The organism is Ruegeria spongiae, assembly GCF_023502395.1.
In the GTDB taxonomy this organism is placed as follows: domain Bacteria; phylum Pseudomonadota; class Alphaproteobacteria; order Rhodobacterales; family Rhodobacteraceae; genus Ruegeria_C; species Ruegeria_C spongiae.
Map to the genome: position 1 here is coordinate 156,726 of NZ_JAMFMB010000001.1, position 23,619 is coordinate 180,344.

21 protein-coding genes are annotated in these 23,619 nt (G+C 61.7%); 5 read left to right on the forward strand and 16 right to left on the reverse strand.

The features are described from left to right. The first annotated feature begins 85 nt into the window (after positions 1-85). The 5 genes from M3P21_RS00780 (at position 86) to M3P21_RS00800 (ending at position 7,286) form a co-directional block, all read left to right on the forward strand. A complete protein-coding gene (locus tag M3P21_RS00780) occupies positions 86-1,711 on the forward strand; it encodes a long-chain-fatty-acid--CoA ligase (protein ID WP_249706006.1) in 1,626 nt (541 codons plus the stop codon). Between the two features lie 276 nt (positions 1,712-1,987). Then, positions 1,988-2,926: a TAXI family TRAP transporter solute-binding subunit gene (locus M3P21_RS00785; RefSeq protein ID WP_249706007.1), complete on the forward strand. Its 939-nt coding sequence runs from the start codon at positions 1,988-1,990 to the stop codon at positions 2,924-2,926. 101 nt (positions 2,927-3,027) lie between these two features. Next, entirely contained in the window at positions 3,028-5,640 is a 2,613-nt protein-coding gene (locus tag M3P21_RS00790) for a TRAP transporter permease (protein ID WP_249706008.1), read from the forward strand. Further along, positions 5,637-6,068, forward strand: coding sequence for a universal stress protein (locus tag M3P21_RS00795; RefSeq protein ID WP_249706009.1), 432 nt, complete (start codon positions 5,637-5,639; stop codon positions 6,066-6,068). The genes M3P21_RS00790 and M3P21_RS00795 overlap by 4 nt, the downstream gene beginning before the upstream one ends. 75 nt (positions 6,069-6,143) lie before the next feature. Continuing rightward, the gene (locus M3P21_RS00800) at positions 6,144-7,286 is read left to right on the forward strand and encodes a fatty acid desaturase (protein WP_249706010.1); all 1,143 of its coding nucleotides are present in this window, start codon (positions 6,144-6,146) and stop codon (positions 7,284-7,286) included. A 4-nt stretch (positions 7,287-7,290) separates the two neighbouring features. Here the strand turns inward: M3P21_RS00800 and M3P21_RS00805 are convergent, their stop codons facing one another. The 16 genes from M3P21_RS00805 to M3P21_RS00880 all read right to left on the reverse strand — a co-directional run bounded on the left by M3P21_RS00805 (position 7,291) and on the right by M3P21_RS00880 (position 23,538). Next, on the reverse strand, positions 7,291-9,006 hold the full coding sequence (locus tag M3P21_RS00805; protein WP_249706011.1) for an ABC transporter ATP-binding protein: 1,716 nt from the start codon (positions 9,004-9,006) through the stop codon (positions 7,291-7,293). Further along, positions 9,003-9,428 (reverse strand): hypothetical protein, encoded by a 426-nt coding sequence (locus M3P21_RS00810; protein WP_249706012.1) that lies wholly within the window; start codon positions 9,426-9,428, stop codon positions 9,003-9,005. The genes M3P21_RS00805 and M3P21_RS00810 overlap by 4 nt, the downstream gene beginning before the upstream one ends. Beyond that, on the reverse strand, positions 9,425-10,381 hold the full coding sequence (locus M3P21_RS00815; RefSeq protein WP_249706013.1) for an ABC transporter permease: 957 nt from the start codon (positions 10,379-10,381) through the stop codon (positions 9,425-9,427). Before M3P21_RS00815 ends, M3P21_RS00810 begins: the two co-directional genes overlap by 4 nt. Next, positions 10,378-11,355 carry an ABC transporter permease gene (locus M3P21_RS00820; protein WP_249706014.1) on the reverse strand — a complete coding sequence of 326 codons (978 nt, stop codon included), beginning with the start codon at positions 11,353-11,355 and terminating at the stop codon, positions 10,378-10,380. Before M3P21_RS00820 ends, M3P21_RS00815 begins: the two co-directional genes overlap by 4 nt. Positions 11,356-11,403: 48 nt before the next feature. Further along, positions 11,404-12,009, reverse strand: coding sequence for a hypothetical protein (locus M3P21_RS00825; protein WP_249706015.1), 606 nt, complete (start codon positions 12,007-12,009; stop codon positions 11,404-11,406). Next, on the reverse strand, positions 12,006-12,395 hold the full coding sequence (locus M3P21_RS00830) for a hypothetical protein (protein WP_249706016.1): 390 nt from the start codon (positions 12,393-12,395) through the stop codon (positions 12,006-12,008). The genes M3P21_RS00825 and M3P21_RS00830 overlap by 4 nt, the downstream gene beginning before the upstream one ends. 85 nt (positions 12,396-12,480) lie before the next feature. After that, on the reverse strand, positions 12,481-14,058 hold the full coding sequence (locus M3P21_RS00835) for an ABC transporter substrate-binding protein (protein ID WP_249706017.1): 1,578 nt from the start codon (positions 14,056-14,058) through the stop codon (positions 12,481-12,483). Positions 14,059-14,170: 112 nt separating this feature from the next. Beyond that, positions 14,171-14,899 (reverse strand): amino acid ABC transporter ATP-binding protein, encoded by a 729-nt coding sequence (locus M3P21_RS00840; protein WP_249706018.1) that lies wholly within the window; start codon positions 14,897-14,899, stop codon positions 14,171-14,173. Continuing rightward, positions 14,899-15,735, reverse strand: coding sequence for an amino acid ABC transporter permease (locus tag M3P21_RS00845; RefSeq protein WP_249706020.1), 837 nt, complete (start codon positions 15,733-15,735; stop codon positions 14,899-14,901). The genes M3P21_RS00840 and M3P21_RS00845 overlap by 1 nt, the downstream gene beginning before the upstream one ends. 7 nt (positions 15,736-15,742) lie before the next feature. Then, on the reverse strand, positions 15,743-16,558 hold the full coding sequence (locus M3P21_RS00850; protein WP_249706022.1) for an ABC transporter substrate-binding protein: 816 nt from the start codon (positions 16,556-16,558) through the stop codon (positions 15,743-15,745). 25 nt (positions 16,559-16,583) lie between these two features. Continuing rightward, complete coding sequence (locus M3P21_RS00855; protein WP_249706024.1) at positions 16,584-17,117, reverse strand: DUF4329 domain-containing protein; 534 nt, start codon at positions 17,115-17,117, stop codon at positions 16,584-16,586. A 63-nt stretch (positions 17,118-17,180) separates the two neighbouring features. After that, positions 17,181-18,761 (reverse strand): ABC transporter substrate-binding protein, encoded by a 1,581-nt coding sequence (locus M3P21_RS00860; protein ID WP_249706026.1) that lies wholly within the window; start codon positions 18,759-18,761, stop codon positions 17,181-17,183. A gap of 150 nt (positions 18,762-18,911) precedes the next feature. Beyond that, the gene (locus M3P21_RS00865) at positions 18,912-19,463 is read right to left on the reverse strand and encodes a pyridoxamine 5'-phosphate oxidase family protein (RefSeq protein WP_249706029.1); all 552 of its coding nucleotides are present in this window, start codon (positions 19,461-19,463) and stop codon (positions 18,912-18,914) included. Further along, positions 19,456-20,493 (reverse strand): lipocalin-like domain-containing protein, encoded by a 1,038-nt coding sequence (locus tag M3P21_RS00870; RefSeq protein ID WP_249706030.1) that lies wholly within the window; start codon positions 20,491-20,493, stop codon positions 19,456-19,458. Before M3P21_RS00870 ends, M3P21_RS00865 begins: the two co-directional genes overlap by 8 nt. Beyond that, entirely contained in the window at positions 20,483-22,894 is a 2,412-nt protein-coding gene (locus tag M3P21_RS00875) for an ABC transporter permease (protein WP_249706032.1), read from the reverse strand. The genes M3P21_RS00870 and M3P21_RS00875 overlap by 11 nt, the downstream gene beginning before the upstream one ends. Next, positions 22,891-23,538: an ABC transporter ATP-binding protein gene (locus M3P21_RS00880; RefSeq protein WP_249706033.1), complete on the reverse strand. Its 648-nt coding sequence runs from the start codon at positions 23,536-23,538 to the stop codon at positions 22,891-22,893. Before M3P21_RS00880 ends, M3P21_RS00875 begins: the two co-directional genes overlap by 4 nt. Between the last annotated feature and the right edge of the window lie 81 nt (positions 23,539-23,619).

Here is a 23,619-nt window from a genome sequence, read left to right on the forward strand (position 1 = left end):
GATGCCGTGACAGCTTTGCCTCTCTGGAAGGACATAAAACGACGGCCCCAGAAAAGGATGGGTCGCGGATTGGGAGGACACCACCATGCTCGGACAGATGATGACGCAACCCTTGCTGATCTCGTCCCTGATCGACCATGCAGACAGATATCACAACGCGGCCGAGATCTGGTCGGTCAACACCGCGGGCGGGGTCGAGCAGACCGATTGGGGGCAGGTGGCGGGCAACGCCCGACGTCTGGGTTCGGTTCTGACCGCGCTGGGACTGGAGCCGCAGGCGCGCATCGCCACGCTGGCCTGGAACAACCGCCGCCATCTGGAGAGCTATTTTGGTGTCTCGGGCGCGGGGTTTGTCCTGCACACGATCAATCCGCGTCTTTTCCCCGAGCAACTGGTTTATATCATGAACCATGCCGAGGACCGGGTGCTGCTGCTGGATGCCACGTTTGTTCCGCTGGTGGCACCGCTGCTGCCGCAACTGGAAATGGTCGAACATGTGGTGCTGCTGGGGCCGCGCGACGAGGCGGCAGCCGCGCAGATACCGGGACTGCAATTCTATGACGACTGGATCGCAAAGGGCGACGCCGGTTTCGCCTGGCCGAATTTCGATGAAAACACCGCCTCCAGCATGTGCTACACCTCGGGCACCACCGGGCATCCCAAGGGCGTGCTCTATTCCCATCGCTCCACGATGCTGCACAGCTTCGGTTCGAATACACGCGACTGTATCGGGTTCTCGGCGCGCGATGTGGTGATGCCTGTTGTGCCGATGTTCCATGTGAACGCCTGGGGGTCGCCCTATGCCTGCGCGATGTCCGGCTCTCGCATGGTGCTGCCCGGCCCGGATCTGAGCGGTGAGGCGCTGGTGGCGCTGATCGACCAGTATAACGTCACGCTTGCGCTTGGCGTGCCGACGATCTGGCAAGGCCTGCTGGCCTTTGCGCGCGTCACCGAGACCAAGCTTGCCAGCCTCGAACGCACAGTGATCGGCGGATCGGCCTGTCCGCCCTCGATGCTTGCGGAATTCCGCGAGGATTACGGGGTCGAGACCATCCATGCCTGGGGCATGTCGGAAATGAGTCCGCTGGGCACCACCAACACGCCTCTGGCCAAACATGCCGACCTGCCGGTCGAGGACCAGCACCGCCTGCGCGAAAACCAGGGCCGGCCGCCTTATGGTGTCGAATTGAAGATCGTCGGTGATGACGGCCACGATCTGCCCAATGACGGCGAAACCCAGGGCGACCTGATGGTACGGGGCCATTGGGTGCTGGACAGCTATTTCCGCAAACCGGATGAGGACCTGTTGCAGGATGGCTGGTTCGCCACCGGAGATGTGGCGACGCTGGACCCGGACGGCTACATGACGATCCGCGACCGGTCCAAGGACATCATCAAATCGGGCGGCGAATGGATTAGCTCGGTCGAGCTGGAGAACATCGCCGTGGGCCACCCCATGCTCGCCGACGCTGCGGTGGTCGGCGTGCCGCATCCGAAATGGGATGAACGCCCCCTGCTTGTCGCGGTAAAAGATCAGGACCAGGATCAGGAGCCCGCGCCCGAAGAGTTGCTGCGCTATTTCGACGACAAGATCGCCAAATGGCAGATCCCCGATGCGGTTGTGTTTGTCGACACTCTGCCGCGCAATGCAACGGGCAAGGTCCTCAAACGAACCCTGCGCGATCAATTCGCCGACGTTCTGACCGGGTGAGGAACCAGGGCGCGCCCGCAAACGCGTCCGACCGACAGCGGGGAAATTCACGGCTTTGCGATCATATGTGAGGTCTGGGCCAAGCTTTGCCCCACCAAGGCTTGACATCTTGTCGCACCCGGTGACAGCTTGGTCCGCACTGGGAGCGTTAATTAAATCAAGTGCTTGGAATCGGTTGAAGAGGATCGACAAGGTCCTGTAACCATAGAGGTCCATAGAGGTGGGCCCGAACTGCACCTGATGACGCGCCCGCCAAAAACACAGTGGGAGATATAAATGAAACATTTCGGAAAGCTGGGCCTTGCATCGCTGGCAACCGCCGCCTTCATGGCTCCGGCAGCGATGGCCGAAGAATTCATCACCATCGGCACCGGCGGCGCGATCTGCCGTCTGGTCAACAAGGGTCGCAAGGAACACGGCATCCGCTGCTCGGTCGAATCGACCGGCGGCTCGGTCTACAACATCAACACCATCCGCGAAGGCGAGCTGGAATTTGGTGTGGCCCAGTCGGACTGGCAGTACCACGCCTTTAACGGCACCTCGAAATTCGAAGATGCCGGCCCGTTCGAAAACCTGCGCGCGGTGTTCTCGGTCCACCCCGAGCCCTTCACCGTTGTGGCGCGCGCCGATTCCGGCGTGACCAACTTCGAAGACCTCAAGGGCAAGCGCGTCAATATCGGCAACCCCGGTTCCGGCCAGCGCGGCACAATGGAAGTGCTGCTGACCGAAATGGGCTGGACCACCGATGATTTCGAACTGGCAACCGAGCTGAAGGCGGCCGAGCAGTCGGCGGCGCTGTGTGACAACCAGATCGACGCGATGGTCTATACCGTGGGTCACCCCTCGGGCTCGATCCAGGAGGCGACCACGGCCTGTGATTCCGTTCTGGTCAATGTGACCGGTGACACGGTCACCAAGCTGGTTGACGACAACTCGTTCTACCGGACCGCCACCATCCCCGGCGGCATGTATCGCGGCAGCGATGGCGACACCCAGACCTTTGGTGTGGGCGCGACCTTTGTGACCTCGGCGGATGTTTCCGATGACGCGGTCTATGCGGTTGTCAGCTCGGTCTTCGAGAATTTCGACGACTTCAAAAAGCTGCACCCGGCCTTCGCCAACCTCAAGCCTGAGGAAATGGCCAAGGACGGTCTGTCGGCCCCGCTGCACCCTGGTGCTGCGAAATACTACAAGGAAAAAGGCTGGATCGAATAAGATCCGCTGAAACGACGGGGCGCAGGATTTGCGCCCCGTTTGCCCATCCGGGCCCAGAACCAGAACCGCCATCAAAGGCGGAGCGGACAGGGAGATAACGCATGGCCTCTGACACACAGGGCAATCGCCCACTCAGCGAAGAAGAACTACAGGATCTGGTCGCATCCTCGGATGCAGGTGCCCGTGATCCGGTCGGTAACGTAGGGCTTTTTCTCGCCATCGTGGCGGTGATCTGGTCGGTGTTTCAGGTCATTCTGGCCTCGCCTCTGTCGAACTATATCCTGCCGGGCAGCGTGGTGAACAACTCGCGCCAGATCCATCTGGCCTTTGCCATGTTCCTCGCGTTTTCCGCCTATCCGGCGTTGAAATCCAGCCCGCGCAACTACATCCCCATCCAGGACTGGATCATGGGGGCCGCCGGATCATTTCTGGCGCTTTATGGCTATTTTTTCTATCAGAAGATCGTCGATGCGGGTGGTCTGGCCGATGACACCGACAAGTGGTTCGCGCTTGTTGGTCTGCTGTTGCTGTTCGAGGCCGCGCGCCGCGCGCTTGGCCCGGCAATGGCGATCATCGCGACAATCTTCCTGGCCTATGTCTTTTTCGGCGCGTCCTCGTGGGTTCCTGAAGTGATCCGCTGGAAGGGCGCCAGCCTGCAAAAGGCGATGAGCCATATGTGGATTACCTCTGAGGGCGTGTTCGGCATCGCTCTGGGCGTGTCCACCAAGTTCGTCTTCCTCTTCGTGCTGTTCGGCGCGCTGCTGGATAAGGCCGGGGCAGGGAATTATTTCATCAAGATGGCCTTCGGCGCGCTGGGTCACCTGCGCGGTGGTCCGGCCAAAGCCGCTGTTGTGGGCTCTGCCGCGACGGGGCTTATCTCAGGCTCCTCCATCGCCAATGTTGTCACCACCGGCACCTTCACCATCCCGCTGATGAAGCGGGTCGGCTTTTCTTCGGAAAAAGCCGGTGCGGTCGAGGTCGCCTCGTCCGTGAACGGGCAGATCATGCCACCGGTGATGGGGGCTGCGGCCTTTCTGATGGTGGAATATGTCGGCATCTCTTATGTCGAGGTGATCACCCACGCCTTCCTGCCAGCGGCAATCTCCTACATCGCGCTGGTCTATATCGTGCATCTGGAAGCGGTGAAGCGGAACATGCCGACCCTGGGCAACCGTGTTGTTTCGATGGGTCGGACCATCGGCGGCATGGCGATCTTCTTCGTCGGGTTCGCAGCACTTTGTTATGGGGTGCAATACCCGATCAAAGCCATCATCGCGGTGATACCGGGGGCATCAGGCCTTGTGCTGTCGGCCCTTGTTGTCCTCGTCTACCTGTTGCTCTTGAAACTGGCCTCGGGGGTCAAGGACCTCGTTCCCGATGATCCCAATGCCAAAGAGGTCGAACTGCCGGTGATCGCCGAGATCTACAAGGCGGGGCTCTACTATCTGCTGCCGATTATCGTGCTGGTCTATTTTCTGATGATCGAACAGAAATCGCCGGGCCTGTCGGCGTTCTGGGCCACGACACTGCTGTTTGCGATCCTGCTGACGCAAAAACCGCTCAAGTCGATCTTTCGCGGTGAAAACAGAACCGCCAATGCCTTCATGGAGGGTGTGGTCGACCTCTGGCAGGGGTTGATCGACGGCGCGCGCAACATGATCGGTATCGCTCTGGCCACCGCCACCGCGGGTGTGATCGTGGGCACCGTGACGCTGACCGGCGTGGGGCAGGTGATGGCTGATCTGGTCGAGTTCCTGTCGGGCGGCAACCTGATCGCCATGCTGGCCCTTGTCGGTCTGCTCAGCCTGATCCTCGGGATGGGGCTGCCGACCACGGCGAACTATATCGTCGTCAGCTCGCTGATGGCCGGTGTGGTCGTGGAACTGGGCGCGCAGGACGGGCTGATCGTGCCGCTGATCGCGGTGCATCTGTTTGTATTCTATTTCGGGATCATGGCGGATGTGACGCCGCCGGTTGGACTGGCCAGCTTTGCCGCTGCCGCCGTCTCGGGCGGGGATGCGATCAAGACCGGCTTCACCGCGTTCTTCTACAGCTTGCGGACCGTGGCGCTGCCGTTTGTGTTCATCTTCAACACCGATCTTCTGCTGATCGATGTGACCTGGACGCAAGGCATACTGGTCGCGATATCGGCGACCATCGCGATCCTGATCTTCACCGCGGGCACCATGGGCTGGTTCCTGACCAAGAACCGCATCTATGAAAGCGTCGCGCTGATCCTGATCGCCTTCGCGCTGTTCCGGCCCGATTTCTTCATGGACCGGATCTCGCCCCCGTATCAGTTGATCGAACCGGCGGGTCTGGTCGAGGCTGTTGGTGCCGCACCTGCGGGCAGCGAAATGCGGATGACCGTCGAAGGACCCGATTTCGACACCGGCGAGATGAAGGAAACCACGCTGCAGCTCACCATTGGCGCGGAGGAGGGCGGTCAGGCCCGCGTTGACGCGCTTGGCCTGATGCTGCTTCCCGAAGACGGCATCGTGAAGCTGGAGGAGCCTCTCTTCGGCACGCCGGTGGCAGACGACCTGGACGAGTTCGATTTCTATGCAGATGACCCCGTCCGCGTGATGACCGTCCTTGCCCCGCAAAGCCAGCCAGCGAAAGAGCTGGTCTTCATTCCCGCGCTGCTGCTTCTGGGCCTGATCGCCTTCCTGCAGCGCGGCCGTGCCGCAAGACAAACCGAGGTGACCGCATGACCCGCTCCGTTCTTTGTGCCGTCGATGCCGGCAAGCCCGAAAGTGATGCCGAGGTGCTGCGCCAGGCCGCGCGTCTGGCTGACCTGGACGATGCGCAGCTGGATGTCGTAACCGTGTTGCCGGATTTCGGCGAATCCTTTGTCTCGCAATTCTTTGAGCCGCAGCATCACGAGCACGCCATTCAGCAAGCGCAGCAGGCGCTGGAGGATCTGAGCAAATCGGTGCTGGGCGAGGGGCGTAGCGCCAAGATCCGCCATGTGGTGGCAACCGGCTCGGCCTATCAGGAAATCCTGAAAACCGCCCAGAGCGCGGGCAGCGACCTGATCGTGATCGGTGCGCACCGACCGGACCTCAAGGACTATCTGCTGGGTCCGAACGCGGCGCGGGTGGTGCGGCATTCCACGGTTTCGGTTTACGTGGTGCGCTGAACCAACCTATGTCGGACTTGCCTTGAGCGGTTCAGGGGCTGCATTCTGCCACCACACCAAACGGAGTGGTGAGAGATGCAATACCAGCCCTTGTCCGAAGTTCGAGACACTCTGAAGGTCCAATGGTACCGCTCAAAGATGCCGCCCCAGCGGTTCCGGGCGCTGTCCAGGCGCAGCGACCGGCAAGGCTGGAAACAGGCAGGCGGGCATCTGGCGCTTTTTTGTCTGACCGGTACGGTAACCTACTGGGCTTGGGCGCAGGGGGTCTGGCCGGTCTTCCTGCTTGCACTGTTTTGTCATGGCACGGTCGCAAGTTTCTTTCGCGGCACCGCCACCCATGAACTTGGCCATGGCACCGTGTTCGAGACCAAATGGCTCAACAAGCTGTTCCTCTATCTGTTCAGCCTGATCAGTTGGTGGAACCCGTTCGATTATGCCGCCAGCCACACCTATCATCACCGCTATACGCTGCACCCCGAGGGCGATCGCGAGAACCTGCTGCCCCTGCATCCAAATGTGGGACGGACATTCCTGTTGCAGCTTTTCACGATCAACCTGCTGACCCAGCCGGGGCGCACTTTTGGCAAGGGAGGGTTTTTGTCGACGGTGTGGATCACGTTGCTGGACGCCATGGGCCGGATCGGGCCGACCGATATTCCCTTCAACGAGTGGCTGCAGGCCCTGCATACGGATCAGCCCGAGCAGCATCGCCGCTCGATCTGGTGGTCGCGGACGCAATTGGCTTTTCATGGCGCGGTGCTGGTACTGGCGATTGCGACGGGGCAATGGGTTTTGCCGCTGATCCTGACCGTGCCCAGCTACATCGCCAACTGGCTTAGCTATTTCGTCGCACTTCCCCAGCATTGCGGGCTGGTGGAAAACACCAGTGATTTCCGAAAATCCACCCGCTCGATCCACCTGCTGAAACCGGTCGAGTTCCTGTACTGGCACATGAACTGGCATACCGAGCATCACATGTATGCGGGCATTCCCTGCTATAACCTGCCAGCGCTGGCCGCCGAGATACGCGACGACATGCCCGAACCGCGCAGCCTGCGCGGGGCCTGGCGCGAGATGCTCGACACGTGGGAACGGCAGAAGGTTAATCCCGGTTACGCTTTTGACACGCCGTTGCCCGCGACCGCCCAAACCCAGCGGCGCAAGGCCGGGCAGGGCGAGGCCTCGATCGGGGACCTTGCACCAGAAGGGCTGACGTGACCGCTTAGCTTTCCGCCTCGAGATTTTCGGTCGAAAGATCGTCGAGCCGGGGCATCAGCTCCAGCAGCTCGCGGGCATAGTCGGTTTGCGGGTTGGCAAAGAGATCGTCGGTGGTTTGAATCTCGGCAATCTTGCCGCGCTTCATCACCGCCACCCGATCACACATCTGGCGCACCACCGGCAGGTCATGGGAAATGAACAGCATGGTCAGGCCCAGATGCTCCTGCAGGTCCTTGAGGATGTTGAGGATCTGCGCCTGGATCGACACGTCCAGCGCCGAGGTCGGCTCGTCACAGATCAGGAAACGCGGCTGGGTCGCCAAGGCGCGGGCGATGGAAATCCGCTGGCGTTGGCCGCCTGAAAATTCATGCGGGAATTTCAGCGCCGCCTCAGCCCCCAGACCGACCTGATCCAGCAACTCGCGCACCCTCTGGTCGATGGCGTCGCCTGCCAGCAGGCGGTGGTGGCGGATCGGTTCGGCCACGATGTCATCGACCCGCATGCGCGGGTTGAGCGAGGAAAAGGGATCCTGAAAGATCATCTGGATGTCCTGGCGATAGGCGTTCAGCGCCGCTTTGTCGCTCAGGTCGCTGACCACCTGGCCGTCGAAAGTGATACGGCCCTCGTCGACGTTGTAAAGCCCCGCGATCATTCGCGCGACAGTTGACTTGCCCGAGCCGGATTCACCCACCACGCCGAACACTTCACCCGGTTTGATGTCGAAACTCACTGAATCAACGGCGGTGAAATATTCCCGATCCCAGGGCAGTAATCCCTTGCGCAGCAGAAACCGCTTGGTGATGCCTTCGATCTGGAACAGCGGCTTTGACATGTCATTGTCGGTCTTGGGCCAGTTGCGCGCCAGATCCTCGATGGCAAAACGGGTCTCGCGTCCGCCATAGCTGATCTGCGGAAAACGGTGCAGTTTGAGCGTCGGGCGCGGCACGGCGGCGATCAGCGATTTGGTGTAAGGGTGTTGGGGATTGCCCATGATCTCGTGCGTGGGCCCGCTTTCCACCGGTTCGCCATCATACATCACGGTGACCAGATCGGTGGTCTCGGCAATCACGCCCATATCATGGGTCACCAGGATCACGCCGACCTGACGCTCGCGCGCAAGCTCCTTGATCAGGTCGAGAATCTGCGCCTGCACCGCCACATCCAGTGCGGTGGTCGGCTCATCCGCGATGATCACATCGGGGTCCGAGCACAGCGCCAGCGCGATCACCACCCGCTGCCGCATCCCGCCCGAGAACTGATGCGGGTATTGGTTCAACCTTGTATCAGGATCGGGGATGCCAACCCGGTCGATCAGATCGCGGGCGCGTTTGGTGGCCTCGCCGTCCGAGATGTCGTGATGGGCCAGAATCGTCTCGACCAGTTGTTCCTTGACCGTGAACAGCGGGTTCAGCGAGGTCAGCGGGTCCTGAAAGATCATTGAGATACGGCGCCCGCGCAGCTTGCGCATGGCCTCGTCATCCAGCCCGCTGATCTGGTCACCCTTGAAGCTGATGACACCGGCGGTGATGTGGCCGGGCCGCTCCAGCAGGCCCAGCACGGCGGCGCCGATGGTGGATTTCCCGGCCCCGGATTCGCCCACCAGCCCGTGGATCTGGCCCGGTTGGACGGTCAGGGAGGCATGGTTCACCGCCCGGAACACCTTGCGCCGGGTGGGGAATTCGACGGTCAGGTCTTTGATGTCGAGTAAAGTATCAGTCACAAGCAAGGGTTCCACACGGGCTCACGATCAGTCGCAAGCAGTTCGTCTATTTCAGATCGGAATTCGGCCGAGGCTGCCGCGATGTTGTCAAGCCATTCCATCCATCCGTCGGCTGCCAAATCTTCGCAAGTTGCATCGTGTAGGTCACCGTGCTCCTCCTCGAACACGTCTAAATCCGATGCGGTAGAAGTTGAGTTGCGCAGAACAAAAGCACGATGTTGGTCGACGCCGTAGTCAAGCACTGAAGTCAGGTCTTTGTCGCTGGCAAGGCACACCGATGCCATTTCTCTAAGGGCCGCAGTGATTGCGTAGCTACACAGCACGGCGCCACGCGGGTCCACCGTGGGTTGCTCTTCTGAGCGAGCAACGCCACCGAAGAGGCACAACACGGCAGCACTGGACAACATGTACTTCGTAATCATCGCAGCTTCGGATTCAGGGCGTCGCGCAGCCAGTCACCCAGCAGGTTGACGGACAGGGCAAGGGCCAGAAGGGTGATAGCGGGAAAGAACAGGATCCACCATTCGCCAGAGAACAGGAAGCCCTGTCCGATGCGGATCAGCGTGCCCAGCGAGGGTTGAGTCGGTGGCGCGCCGACGCCGAGAAAGCTCAGCGTTGCTTCGGCGATGATCGCCAGCGCCAGCGAGATGGTCGAGATCACCAGCACCGGCGACAGCACGTTGGGCAGGATATGGCGGAACATGATCGGCAGCGGCCCGCGCCCGATCAGGCGGGCGGCCTGCACGTATTCCTTGTTCTTTTCGACCAGAGCGGCGCCGCGCACCACGCGGGCGAACTGCACCCAGTCCGACAGGGCGATGGCCACGATCAGCACCCAGATCGCCATCTGATTGCGGTATTCCGGCGGGGTTATCCCCTTGGCGATGCCAAAGATCAGCATGGCCACCAGAATGGCAGGAAAAGTCAGCTGCACATCGGCCACGCGCATGATGAGTGTTTCGACCCAACCACCCACGTAAGCGGCGACCAAACCAAGGACCACTCCGATCACCATCGCCAGCAGCACCGCCGAGATGCCCACAAAAAGCGAGATCCGCATGCCGTAAAGGATGGTCGAGAACACATCGCGCCCCTGATCGTCCGTGCCCAGCAGGAATGTGTCCTGCGTGAACGCGTTGGGTTGGCCCGGCGGGGTAAAGCCATTCATCAGGTTCAGCGTGGCCGGATCAAACGGGTTATGCGGCGCGATCCAGGGGGCAAACAACGCCGCCAGAAACAGGACCAGCACAACCAGCAGTGCCACGATGGCAACCGGAGAATGGCGGAAAGCATAGGCGAAATCGCTGTCCCACATCTGCGCCAGCCGCGAGGGCTGAGCCACGTCAGAGGCGGGTTTCTCGGTCACATCGCTCATGTCGTTCTCCCGTCGATACGCAGGCGCGGGTCGATCGCGTAGTACAGCAGATCAACGATCAGGTTAATGCTTACGAACATCACCGAGATCAGCATCAGATAGGCCGCCATCACCGGGATATCGACGAACTGGATCGCGTTGATGAACAGCAGACCCACGCCCGGCCACTGGAACACCGTCTCGGTGATGATGGCAAAAGCGATGATCGAGCCCAGTTGCAAGCCTGTCACCGTGATCACCGGCACCAGGGTGTTCTTCAGCGCGTGGCGGAAGTTGACAACCCGGTCGCTCAGCCCGCGGGCACGGGCAAAGCGGACGTAATCGGCGCGCAGCACCTCAAGCATCTCTGAGCGGACCAGCCGCATGATCAGCGTCATCTGATAAAGCCCAAGCGTTATTGCCGGTAATATCAATGCCTTGAGGCCAGACGCTGTCAGGAACCCGGTGGACCATCCGCCGATCCTCACCGTTTCGCCGCGGCCGAAACTGGGCAACAGGTCCAACTCGACCGAGAAGATATAGATCAGCAATATGCCGATCAGGAAGGTGGGCAGGGAAACCCCGATCAAACTGACCGTCATGATGGCATTGGCCGCAAAGCCTTGTCGTCGGATTGCGGTAAAGACGCCCAGGCCAATACCCAGGGTGATCGCCAGAAAGCCCGAGACGGCAGCCAGTTCCAGCGTGGCGGGCGCGCGTTCGGCGATGATGGTCGAGACGGGCCTCCCTTGCCGGTAAGAGACGCCGAAATTGCCCTGAACCGCGCCTCGCAGGAATTTGGCATATTGCACCACAAACGGCTGATCGAGGCCCAGATCGCTGCGCAGCCGGTCAATGTCGGCCTGGGTGCGTTCCTGCCCCAGCATGTTGTCGATCGGATCGCCGACAAAGCGGAACATCGAAAACGCGACCAGCCCAACCACGAGCAGGACAATGACGGACTGAAAGACACGGCGGAGAATGTAGGATAGCATTCCCGAGTATGAATATTACAGCGCCCCCGCGGTCAAGCTGAAAACCGCTCAGGGCAGCGCGCGATAGACTGGCCAGACAAGCCAGGCCCGCCGCATGGATGCCAGAAACCGCCAACCCTTGATCTTTTCGTTGACCTCTTCGGCATAGATTGCCCAGTAAAGGTCGGGCGTATCCTGACCGGTAATCCTGTCATCGGATTGGAATCCTGCCCAAAATGCGGATTTGAATACCTGCGCCGGCCAAAGGCGGCTTTTGGGGTCCTTCGCGTCATCATAAAACAGGGCACCCAGAAACGTGGAGATCGCCCCGACGATCAAAGTCGTCACCGCAGTGCGTTCGTCATCGGGCAATGGGTATGCGCCCCCTTGGCCCGCGAACAAACCGGGCAACCAAAGCGAAAACGCAAACCCGAACCGGGTTGCGATGGCGATCAGGGCAAACAACCCGAACCACCAGAGGAAAATGAACAGTGTACAGAGCGGCATAAGCCGGGGCAGCGTCCATTTTCCGATCCAACGCAGGACCAGCGTTGTCAAAAACACGAATAAAAGCACCAAGGTCACGCCCCAGTTGGGGTCTTGAAAGTGCAAATACGCGCCGGTCAAAGACGCCACAAAGATCAGCAGCAGATCCAGTGCATGTTTCTTTGTCATGGCGCGATCTTGTTGCCGTGTTTGTCAAAGACATGCTGCGGATCATGATCGCATCGCAACACCGCTTTACCTGCAGCGGTGGTGCCCGGATGCAGATCGCTCGGAGGGCGCCCAAATGTGCACCCTTTGAAAACCTTGCGGACGATACCGGCAATACTGCCCATTGCCTGCGCCTTCAATCGACCGCCCGTAAGGTCAGGCGTGCCAAAGTTCTTGAATTTGTCAGACAAACCGGGGATCGGCACGGGTCGACCCCCTTTGGTTCTGCCATGCGCCTCGCTGGCATGCAGGGCTTCAAGCAGTTCCATGTCTGAATCCATTTGGGACACCAGCCGCTTGATTTCGTCGGGTTTCAGTTCATTGTCTTCGCGGAACTCAAGATCCATAAAAATACCTCAAAACAATTGCGCAAAATACGTGCGTGCATCCCCGAGATTATCACAAATAGAAAGATCCCAAAAGCGAACCGGGTCAGTTCACGCTCACCCAGCGCAGGATGAAGAAATTGTCGGGTCGCTGGGTCAGCGCGATATTGCTGCGCGTGCCCCAGACCAGCGGTTGCACATAAAGCGGGACATAGGTGTGTTCATCCTGAACGATCTGGGTCACCTCATCCAGCATTGCCTGCCGTTTGCCGGCATCCAGTTCCGATTGGATCAGCGGCAGCAATTCGTCGACGCGGGTATTCGAGAAACCGCCGAAATTCCAGCTGCCCAGTTTCTTGTCCGGGTTGGGTGTGGTCACCAGAAACCGGATCGGGTGTTCGGCGTCGAAGGTGCCCGGGCTCCAACCCAGCAGGTACATGTCGTAATTATCCTCGCGCAGCTCGGGCCAGTAGTTGCGCACCGGCATCGCGTCCAGTTCGGCTTTGAGGCCAATCTGCGCCAGCATGGCAACCACGGCCTGACATACCGCCTCGTCATTCAGGTAGCGATCATTGGGGCATTTCAGCCCGAAGGAGAACCCGTCCGGATACCCGGCCTCAGTCAGCAATGCCTTGGCGGCCTCGACATCGAACGCCGGGCGGGCGGAATGGGCGGCGGAATAGCCGCTCATCGCCGGGCTGACCAGTTGCGAAGCCTCTTCGGCATTGCCGCGCATGATGGTGGCGAGGATGGCGGGCACATTGATGGCCTGCGCCACCGCTTGGCGCACGCGCACATCGCGGAACGGGTTGGGCTGGCCCGCATCGGGACCGTATTTCAGTGCCTCGGCCTCATGCGGAAAGCCCAGCATGATGACCCGCGCCTCGATGCCCTGAATGATCTCGACCTCATCGCTTTCCTTCAGCCGGGCGGCGTCCTGAATGGGCACCGGGTTGATCATGTCCACATCCCCCGACAACAGCGCCGCAACGGCTGTCGCGGGATTCTGGATCGGGGTGAACTCGGCCCTGGTGATGTTATGCGTGGCCGCGTCCCACCAGCCGTCAAAAGGCTCCAGCACCGTGCGCAGGCCGGGCTCGCGTGCGGTGACCCTGAAGGCACCGGTGCCATTGGCGTTCAGCGTCGCATAATTGCCGTTGTCCTTGTCGGGCAGGGTGGTTGCGTTCGCCTCGGCCCAGCCGCTATCCATGATCATCCAGTTGGCGATCGAACCGGGAAAGATCGGGTTGGGGCCATGGGTCAGAAAATCGATGGTGTGGTCATCGACGATGCTGGCCTCTTTGACCGGGGCAAACCAGCTATTGGTGTCTGCCACCTCGTTTGAGGCGCGCTCGTAGGAAAACAGCACATCCTCGGCGGTGAAAGGACTGCCATCATGAAACGTGACCCCCTCGCGCAGATTGAAGCGCCAGCCCGCGCCATCCCCGATCGGCTTCCATGACACTGCCAGCGCGGGTTCGACATTCATGTCCTGATCGCGTCGGACCAGCCCCTCGTAAACATTGTTCAGAAAACCCAGCACCGGGGCGGAGTTGACCGCGTGCGGGTCCAATGTCTGCGGATCGGTGGTGGAAGCCCATTTGAACTCGGCAGCCTGTGCGGCGCCATTGACGGCACCGGCGGCCAGCAGGACCAGCCCGATGGCGGAGGATCTGAGGAACATGGCGGAAACTCCCTGATGGTATCGCAAACATGTTTGAGGATTTAACGGGCGGCGTAAAGGGCAAGCACGGTCAAACCCGCAGTGTCAGGCTGATGAGCACAACCTTGCCAATCTACAGAACAGCGCTGAGAAAAGCTTGCGTTCTGGCCTGCTGCGGGTTGCCAAAAAGCTGCTCGGGCGGGCCTTGTTCGAGGATGCGGCCACCCGACAGAAAACAGACCTTGTCGGCCACCTCGCGGGCAAACCCCATCTCATGCGTGGCCATCACCATGGTCATGCCCTGCGCCTTGAGCTGGCGCAGCACGTCCAGAACCTCGCCCACCAGCTCCGGGTCCAGGGCCGAGGTGATCTCGTCGAACAGCATGATCTCGGGCTGCATGGCAAGCGCGCGGATGATGGCGACGCGCTGCTGCTGGCCGCCGGACAGCTGGTCGGGATAATGCTGCATATGTTCGGACAGCCCAAAGCGCTGAAACAGTGCAGAAATGTCCGGGCGCAATTGCTCGCGTGACAGACGCTTGATCCGGCGCGGGGCCAGCATCACGTTTTCCTCCGCCGTCATATGCGGAAACAGATTGAAGCTCTGGAAAACCAGACCGATGCGCTGGCGCACCGGTTGGGGGTCAAGCTCGGGATCCGAAATGTCCAGCCCGTCCAGCTCGATATAGCCATCATCGATGGGTTCCAGCAGGTTGATGCAGCGCAGCAGCGTGGATTTGCCAGACCCCGACGCGCCGATCAGGCAGACCATGTCGCCCTCGGCCACCTCCAGATCAAGGTCGTCGATCACTGTCTTGTTGCCAAATGATTTTTGTATGTTTCGCAGCACCAGATGCGTCATCAGCTGCGGGCCCTGTTCTGTTTCGCGATCAGATAATCTGCATAGCGTGTGGCCGGAATGGTGACGCAGAGAAAGATGATCGCGGCCACCACGTAAGGTGTGAAATTGGCCAGCAGCGATTTGAACACACCCGCCTGACGCAGAACCTCGACCGGGCCGATGAAGGACAAGAGCGCCACATCCTTTTGCAGCGCGATGAACATGTTCATATTGGCCGGCACCACCCGGCGCAGCGCCTGCGGCAGGATCACAAAGCGCATCGCATCCGATTTCGACATCCCCAGCGACAGGGCAGCGGCGCGCTGCGATGCGTGGATCGATTCGATACCCGAGCGATAAATCTCCGCCACATAGGCCGAATAAGTCAGGATCAGCGCCAGCGAGCCCCAGATATAGGGCGAATTCCACGGCCGTGGCAGGCCCAGCCCCGGTACGCCGAAACCGATCAGATAGACCACCAGCACCACCGGAACACCGCGGAAGATATCCGTATAGAGCACCGCAAACAGGCGCAGCGGGTAAAGCGCCGGGTTGCGCACGTCACGGCACAGCGCAATCACCAGCGCCCAGACCGCGATCAGCGGCGCACACCAGGCAAAGATCGCCACGTCCAGCAGAAAGGCCTGCAACAGTTTGGGGAAAGTCCTGAGGAAGATCTCGCCGTTGAAGAAGCTTTTCTGCACCGCCTCCCATCCCGGAGCCAACGGTACCAGCAGGACAACCGCGGCGACAACACAAAGCGTCGAGAGAGACGCGATCACGATGCCGCGTTGGCGCGCGCGTGCCTCATGTATCTCGCGCCGGGTCTTGCCCGGCGCTGGGGTGGGCAATGTCATGCCGCGCTCATTTGATGACGGGAACACCGGTATTCTGCGCCAGCCACTCATCCTCGAGCAAATCGAGCGTGCCGTCGCTGGTTATTTCCGTCAGCGCAGCATCGACGCATTCTTTCAGCGGGTTGTCCTTGGACATCAACATCCCGAAGCGGTCGGGATTCTGTGTGCGATCCGCCGGAAACTGGCCCAGCAGGGCTCCGTTTTCAAGGGTTACCGCCGACAGGTAGAGCGCGGTCGGCAGATCGAACAGCGCGGCGTCGATCTGGTTGGATTTCATCGCCTCGACCACATCGGCATTGTCATTGTAAAGCAGCGGATCGGAGTCCGGCCCGATCAGGTCCTGCAGCATCGGCACGGCGGTGGTGCTGGCCTGCGCGCCCCATTTCAGGGTCTTGAGCGAGGCCAGATCAGGTGTCGCACCACCTTCAACCACCGGCTTCGTGGTCAGAACTGCCATCGCGGCGGAATAGTAGGGGGCGGAGAAATCGACCACCTTCGCGCGATCCTCGGTGATCGAGAATTGTTGCAAATTGACGTCGAAATTCTTGGCGCCGGGCTGGATCGCCTCGTCAAAGCTGGTGCGCACCCATTCGACCTGATCGCTTTTGAAACCCATCTTTTCGGCCACCTTATAGGCCACGGCGGACTCGAACCCGCTTTGACTGTTGGGGTCATCTTCCAGCACCCAGGGGAAATAGGCCGGGTTGCCGGTGGCCACGGTCAGAACCCCCTCCTTCAGCGTCTTGCCGGTGGCGCAGGCGTTCTGGGCCAGCGCGGAACCGGCGCTCAGGGCGAGGATGGCAGTGAGGGTCATCAGGCGCATATCAGGTCTCCTTGGGTTGGGCGTGTCACTCGGTCTCGCGCAGGTCGAGTTCCTGCAGAGTATAGAAATCTCCGACCGGTGCACCATCATTGGGATCGTAATCGGGGTCCTGGGGCAGGCAACCGGGCCCGCAGAGCAGCCGTGCGGTGCCTTCGATCCCGTCAATGAACCAGAAGCGCCCGCCCGGCGTCGCAACATATCCGTCCACACCATCCTCCATGTCAGCAACCACATCGGAGGAGGAGGGCACCTCGCTATCCACCGCAAGGTCATGGGCGGCATGGGTGTGAAAGCTGGCCAGCGGCTGAACATAAGTGCCGGGCGGATACTCGGGCCGGCAACTGTCGGTGCCCCCGCGTCTGGGGTCAGAGATGATCAGTTGGCCGTCCAGATCCTCGCCGATGAAGCCGCAAAACTCTCGGTTTTCGGCAAAGGACTCGGCCTGTAACGCGCCCAGCATTTCATAAACGGCGTCGGTCACGTCGATATATTGCGCCTCTGCACGATTGGCGCCGGTCAGGGCAAAACACAGGGCAATAAGAAACAGGATCAGGGGCATGAAACACATCACCATCAAACGAAACGGGGCGCAGATGCGCCCCGTTTACTGGTCAGATACAGGTTACTGCATCGTGAAATATTTGATCTTCGGCGAATCCTCGGGCTCGACGATGGTGCCGACATTGGATTTCATGCCCCAGTTCAGCACCTGATGGTGGATCGGGATATACAACTGATCATCCTGCACCACCTGCCAGATTTCGGCGATCATCTTGTCACGTTCGGGCAAGTTGGTTTCCGAGGCCAGCGCCACGATCTTGGCGTCCAGATCCGGGTTGGTATAGCGGGTGCCGTTCCACGAGCCGTATTTCTCGCCTTTGGTGTGGGCGAGGAAGTTGAAGATGTATTCCGAATCGTAGGTCGGAACACCCCAGCCCAGCATGTAGAAATCGGTTTCCAGATTGTTGATCAGCGGGAAATGCTGCGCCTTGGGCTTGGCATCGAGGTTCACGGTGATGCCGATCTGCGCCAGCATGCCGACCGCTGCCTGACAGATCGCCTCGTCGTTGATGTAGCGGTCATTGGGGCAATCAAGCTGGATCGAGAACCCGTCGGGATAGCCCGCTTCGGCCATCAACGCCTTGGCACCTTCGATATCGGTCGAGGAAGAGCCATCCATGCCTTCATCCCAGCCATTCACGAAGGGCGGCGCGATCATGCCCGCCGGGGCCGACTGGCCGCGCATCACCACCTGCTGGATCGCATCGCGGTTAATGGCCTTGGACATGGCCTGACGCACACGCACATCCGAGAGCGGGTTCTTGCCCTCGATATTGTCGTTGGACAGATCTGCGTCGCCCTGGTTCATGCCAAAGAAGATCACCCGGTTCTGTGGCGCGGTGCGTACATCCAGACCGTCGGTGCCCGCAACGCGTTCGAGGTCCTGCACCGGCACGTCCTGGATGATATCCACCTCACCCGACAAAAGCGCCGCAACGCGGGTCGCGGGGTTCTGGATCGGGGTATAGATGATCTCACTCACTTCCAGCGGAAACTCACCCTTGCCCCAGTAGTTTTCGTTGGCGGCCAGAACGGTTTTCACATCCGGTTCGCGGCTGACCAGCTTGTAGGGGCCGGTGCCATTGGCGTTCTTGGCCGCAAACGTGTCTTCGCCACCTTCATAGTCCTGCACCTTGACGGCGTTGTTCGCCTCGGCCCAGCCCTTGTCCATCATGAACATGTTGGTCAGGTTGTTGGGCATGATCGGGTTGGGGCCATCGGTTTCGATCTCAACCGTGTATTTGTCGGGCGCGCGCACCTCTTTCACCGAGGCCAGCAACTCTTTGTAGTCACTGTCGGGCGTCATCGCGCGGTTCAGCGAAAACACCACATCTTCGCTGTCGAACTCGGCCCCGTCATGGAAGGTCACGCCTTCACGCAGCTTGAACACCCAGACATTGGGGTTGTCCTCGGACGGGGCCCATTCGGTGGCCAGCGAGGGAACAAGCGTGCCGGAATGGTCGCGCATGACCAGCGTTTCCATGATCTGATGCGCCAGGGCCGAGGTCGGACCTTCGTTCTGGGCATGTGGGTCCAGCGTCAGCGAGTCGCCCGCGCGTGCCCAGCGCAGCGTTTCAGCCGAGGCCGCGCCCGCCATCAGGGCGGTGGCGCTTGCCGCAAGCATGAGATGTCTGAGTTTCATGTAGTTTCTCCCATTATCGTTGTTCTGCTGGTTTTTCCGGCCTGAACGCCCCGGTACAGGACCGGGTGTCATGGAGGTATCATCCAAATCGGCGCGAAGGTTGCAACGGGTGTTCTTGGTTTTTCTGCAAATTTCGCAATCACCCGGGGGTCAGGGCGAGAGCCAATGGCCAATCCAGCCATCCGCCCGCTGGAAATTCGCGCGGCGGTGACCGGCCGGGTCAAGGCAGACCGACTCGATCCGCGACAGCGTGATGTCCAGCGCGGCGAAATGGGCCGGGTCGGGCAGGATGGTCCAATCATCGGACCGGTCGATCACGCTGCCGGGCGGCGGGACGTGGCCATAGGCTTCGCGCATGGGGTCGGGCACCGCGTCCCAGGTCTCGGCGCTGCCCTGTGTCACCCAGGCGGTGCCGTTCATCCGCAACTGGACAAGATCATCCGCTGACCACAGGTGCAGCGCCACCTGCGGATTTTGCCGCAATTGCCCCACCTTGTCCGACCGTTTGTCGGTATAGGCGGTCAGTTGGCCCGTAGCTCGGTCCACATTGCGCAGTACCACGATCCGCGATTGGGGCGCGCCTTTGCCGTCCACCGTGGCCAGCGTCACATAGCGCAGTGGCGAGCGCCCCTCCGAGATCGCCTGATCCAGCAGACCCCAGGCCTGATCCAGCGTTTGTGTCAGCCCCGGTGTGTCAGTCATAGCCCGTCATCTCCAGATATCCCTTGCCGTCATGGCTGCCGGTGACGCGCACCGGCCCTTCCCAATAGGGGAACGAGGTCGCCATCCAGGCCTGCGGGTTCAGCGCCTCAATCTCAACCGAAAGCGCCTTGTCGGGCAAGGTCAGTCGCCAGCGCGTGGGCACTTCGCGCCCCGCGACGCCGGTCAGGTCCAGCGGCACAACCTCGATCAGCCCGTCGGGCAGCGGCGTCGCACTGCCATCCGCACCGATCCAGGTGCCCGAGGTGAAATCTCCGCGCCCGCCGCGCAGCCGGAACGCCATCAGACGGGTGCCATCGTCAAAGCTGAGCGAGAACCAGTCCCAGCCGTTCTGATCCGCCGATAGCGGCTGCGAGGACCATTCGCGATCCAGCCAGGCGTTGCCGGTCAGCGCAACCGGCCCCGTGGGCAGGGTCAGCGTGCCGGTCACGGCAAAATTGGGTTGCGAGTAGTAATAGCTGGCCTGACCGTCCTGTGATTTCACCGAATAACCGCGGTCGCCATGTTGCACCAGCGGCCCCTGCGCGGTCAGGCTGAGGTCATAGGCGAATTCCGCTCCGCGCGCCTGCAGATCGAGCATATTGAAACCCGGGCCCGCCATGCGCCAATCGTCGATCCAGGCCTCGAACGGATCGGCGCTGACCCCGGCCTGTCCGATCCCGCCGCGCGCCAGCCGCTCGGCCACGAAATGCCGGTCCGGCGTGGTCAGCGCAGCATGACCCATCCAGAGCTGTGGGCTTTGCCAGCCGTCCAGTTCATATGGTGCCAGTGCCGAGCGGAACAGGGTCCACTGGATGCCATAGTCGCGGCCATCCGCGCCGGTGAGTGTGGCGGTGACATACCACCACTCGATCCGATAGGCCGGATGGGCCCCGTGATCGCGCGGAAACGCGAGGGCCTGCCCGCGTTCGGGCACCGCAAAGCCATCGGCATCGGTGCCAAGCCCGGCAAAGCCTTGTGCTGCGGCACCAAGCGGCAGCATGAGCAGGAAGATCAGAACCCTAACGCGCATTGGCAAAGACCTGCAGCAGGTCCGAAGGCGGCAGGTGGTGCATCCGCCGTGCGGGCAGAAGTGCGGCCAGACCGGCCGTGACCACCGCAAGCAGCAACAGGATCAGCCATTGCAGCGGGAAGAGATGCATCGGCAGGCGCCAGCCAAACGCCTCGACATTGATGATGGCCAGCAGCGCCCAGGCGAGAACCAACCCCAAGGGCAGCGCCAAAATCGCGGTCATCACCGCAAGGGCGACGCTGCGCAGGACCTCCAGCCGCGCCAGCGTGTCGCGCCGCACGCCCAACGCCCAGACCGGGGCGAGTTGCGGCAGCCGGTGTGCCCAGAGGGTCAGCAGGCTGGTCAGGATCGCGAAGCCCGCGACGCCCAGCGTCAACACATTCAGCGCGCCGGTGACCACGAAGGTTTTCTCGAAAATCGCCAGCGAGGATGCCTTGATCGCGGCCTGCGGCACCAATGCCTGCGGCGGCAGCGCGAAGGTATCGGCAAGCTCGCTGCGCAGATCTCCCGCCTCCGCCGGATCGACCCGGATGCCAAAGCGGGTATTGGGAAGGTCCGGCACGCGCTGCAGCAGCGCGGGCAGGGCGGTCATGGCCTGACCGGTCGGGTTGCCGTAATCGGAGTAGACCCCGACGACAGGCAGGCTCCAGCCCGGCAGCAGCGTGACGGTATCGCCCGGCCACAGATCCATCCGCCGCGCCATCTGTTCGTTGATCAGCGCGCCACGCCCCTCCGCCACCATATCCCAGACCTGCGGGGTAGCAGCGATGAGCGGCCAGTTGTCGCGATAGGTTGGATGATCCACGATCCCATAAAGAAACACCGTCTGGTCCGAGATTTGCACCTCGGTTGAGCGGATCGGCAGCACCGCATCGGCGCGGCTGTGCAGCCAGCGCGCGATCTCGGTGCCCTGCGCATCGTCACGGGCGGTCACATAAAGCTCGGAGGCCAGCCGCTGGTCGAGCCAGCCGGTGAAGGTCAGCCGAAAGCTCGACACCATGGTGCCGACGCCGATATTGGCAGCCAGCGCCAGCAGCAGCGCCATCAGCGCCAGCGACAGGCCCGGCAGTTGTGCCCGCATGTCGGCCCAGACCCACGCGCCAAGCGGACCACGAGAGAACCCGGACCCAATCCGCAGCGCCAGCGTCAGCAGGGGCGGCAACAGCAGCGCCGCGCCCATCAGCAACCCGCCCAGCATCACGAACCCGGCAACCAGACCGTCAAACACCGCCAGCGCCAGAAAACCGGCACCGATCATCAGCGCCCCGATCCCGGCTTGCGCAAGGACCGGCATGCCCTGCGCCGACCAGGCGTATTGGCCCTGGACCTGCAGGATCGGCACCCGGGACAGCCGCCACAGCGCCTGCGCGCTGGCGGCGAATACCCCCGCAACGGCCATCATCAGACCAAGCGCCACCCAGGACGGCTGCAACGCCAGATCGCCATCCACCGGCGCGCCGTAAAGCCCGCGCAGCGTGGCGGCGACATCGGGCAGCAACGCTGCGGCGACCACATAGCCAAGCGCAAGGCCAACCGTGCCGCCGATCAGGGCAAATAGCAGCAACTCGCCCAGCATGAGCCAGGTCAGATCCCGCAGCGGCAGGCCAAGCGCACGCAAGGTGCGGATCATCCCGCGCCGTTGCTCGAAGGACAGGCCCACCATGCCATGCACGATGAACAGCCCAACCGTAAAGGACAGCAGGCCGAAGGCGGTCAGGTTCAGGTGGAAACTGTCGGTCAGCCGCGCCAGTTCCGACCTGCCTTCGGCCGGAACAACCATCAGATCGGGGGCGAGATCGGCAAGCGGAGCAAGCCCGGCGGGCTGATCCGGCAGGATCAGCAGGCGGGAGACCTCTGCGCTGCGGTTCAGCAAGATCTCGGCGGTGCCGATATCGGTCAGCACCACCCCGGCGGGCAGATTTTGCGAGCGGGTCACGGGCGGCAACCCCACCTGCGCGCGCAAGCGCCGCGCAGTCTCGGGTCGCGCGATCAGCAGGCCGGGGGCCAGCAACGCGTCGGCGGGGGTGATTCCGTTGATATCCGAGGTTTCCTCGACCGCGGGCAGTGCGGGATAGGCGAGCAGATCGACGCCCATCACCTCGACCGAACCGCCCGGCAACGGCATTCGCCCCTCAAGGACGGCTGCCAGTTGCCAGCCCGCACGGCGCAGGGCGACATAACGCGCCAGCGGGATCGGACCGCTGGCCGCGCGCAGCTCATCGAACTGTCCGGTGCCCAATTGCGCACTGGCCTCGGCATAGCTGGAACGCGCCTCGGCATTGATGGCCTGTACCGCCGACCACAGGCCGGTGGCCAGCGCAAGCCCCGCCAGAAGCGTCAGCAACTGCAGCGGATGCCGCGCCCAGTGCGACCAGAGACAGGCAATCGCCGCGCGCCTCATGCCAGTTGCCCCCCGCTGAGATGCGCGCGCCGGTCCAGCCGGGCGGCGATCGCGTCGGAATGGGTGACCAGCAACAAACCGCAGCCGGTTTCCGCCACCAGGCCCAGCATCAGGTCCAGCACAGCGGCACTTGCGACCTCATCCAGGTTGCCGGTGGGTTCATCGGCCAGCAACAGGGCAGGGCGCACCGCAAGCGCGCGCCCGATGGCAACGCGCTGCTGCTGCCCGCCCGAAAGCTGTTCAGGGAACCGGGCCAGCAGCGCGCTCAGCCCCAGCCGGTCGGTCAGATGCGACAGCCACGCGGCATCGCTTTGGCCCGACAGGCGGGCGTGAAAGGCGAGGTTCTGTTCGACGCTCAGCGACGGGATCAGGTTGAACTGCTGGAACACCACCGCCAGAGAGCCACGCCGCAATGCCGCCCGGCCACGCTCGTCGAGGCCCGACAGGGCGGTTCCCGCAACCGTGATCTCACCGCTGTCGAACTGGTCCAGCGCCCCCACCAGATTCAGCAGCGTGCTTTTGCCCGAGCCGCTTTCGCCGGTCAGCGCCACCGTCTCACCATGCTCCAGCCGCAGCGAGACACGATCCAGCACCGGACGTCCGCCCGGATAGGTCTTGCTGACAGTCTCGACGTTCAGAAGCATGGTTCGGGTCCGTTCTCGGGCACGTTGATCTTCTAGCGGTTTTCCCCCGACACTCTGACCCGGCAAGCCCCGCTGTCCAGC

Coding starts and splice junctions, on each gene's coding strand:
- M3P21_RS00780 (WP_249706006.1), top strand. CDS start 86: ATGCTCGGACAGATGATGACGCAACCCTTGCTGATCTCGTCCCTGATC.
- M3P21_RS00785 (WP_249706007.1), top strand. CDS start 1,988: ATGAAACATTTCGGAAAGCTGGGCCTTGCATCGCTGGCAACCGCCGCC.
- M3P21_RS00790 (WP_249706008.1), top strand. CDS start 3,028: ATGGCCTCTGACACACAGGGCAATCGCCCACTCAGCGAAGAAGAACTA.
- M3P21_RS00795 (WP_249706009.1), top strand. CDS start 5,637: ATGACCCGCTCCGTTCTTTGTGCCGTCGATGCCGGCAAGCCCGAAAGT.
- M3P21_RS00800 (WP_249706010.1), top strand. CDS start 6,144: ATGCAATACCAGCCCTTGTCCGAAGTTCGAGACACTCTGAAGGTCCAA.
- M3P21_RS00810 (WP_249706012.1), bottom strand. CDS start 9,428: ATGATTACGAAGTACATGTTGTCCAGTGCTGCCGTGTTGTGCCTCTTC.
- M3P21_RS00815 (WP_249706013.1), bottom strand. CDS start 10,381: ATGAGCGATGTGACCGAGAAACCCGCCTCTGACGTGGCTCAGCCCTCG.
- M3P21_RS00820 (WP_249706014.1), bottom strand. CDS start 11,355: ATGCTATCCTACATTCTCCGCCGTGTCTTTCAGTCCGTCATTGTCCTG.
- M3P21_RS00825 (WP_249706015.1), bottom strand. CDS start 12,009: ATGACAAAGAAACATGCACTGGATCTGCTGCTGATCTTTGTGGCGTCT.
- M3P21_RS00830 (WP_249706016.1), bottom strand. CDS start 12,395: ATGGATCTTGAGTTCCGCGAAGACAATGAACTGAAACCCGACGAAATC.
- M3P21_RS00835 (WP_249706017.1), bottom strand. CDS start 14,058: ATGTTCCTCAGATCCTCCGCCATCGGGCTGGTCCTGCTGGCCGCCGGT.
- M3P21_RS00840 (WP_249706018.1), bottom strand. CDS start 14,899: ATGACGCATCTGGTGCTGCGAAACATACAAAAATCATTTGGCAACAAG.
- M3P21_RS00845 (WP_249706020.1), bottom strand. CDS start 15,735: ATGACATTGCCCACCCCAGCGCCGGGCAAGACCCGGCGCGAGATACAT.
- M3P21_RS00850 (WP_249706022.1), bottom strand. CDS start 16,558: ATGCGCCTGATGACCCTCACTGCCATCCTCGCCCTGAGCGCCGGTTCC.
- M3P21_RS00855 (WP_249706024.1), bottom strand. CDS start 17,117: ATGCCCCTGATCCTGTTTCTTATTGCCCTGTGTTTTGCCCTGACCGGC.
- M3P21_RS00860 (WP_249706026.1), bottom strand. CDS start 18,761: ATGAAACTCAGACATCTCATGCTTGCGGCAAGCGCCACCGCCCTGATG.
- M3P21_RS00865 (WP_249706029.1), bottom strand. CDS start 19,463: ATGACTGACACACCGGGGCTGACACAAACGCTGGATCAGGCCTGGGGT.
- M3P21_RS00870 (WP_249706030.1), bottom strand. CDS start 20,493: ATGCGCGTTAGGGTTCTGATCTTCCTGCTCATGCTGCCGCTTGGTGCC.
- M3P21_RS00875 (WP_249706032.1), bottom strand. CDS start 22,894: ATGAGGCGCGCGGCGATTGCCTGTCTCTGGTCGCACTGGGCGCGGCAT.
- M3P21_RS00880 (WP_249706033.1), bottom strand. CDS start 23,538: ATGCTTCTGAACGTCGAGACTGTCAGCAAGACCTATCCGGGCGGACGT.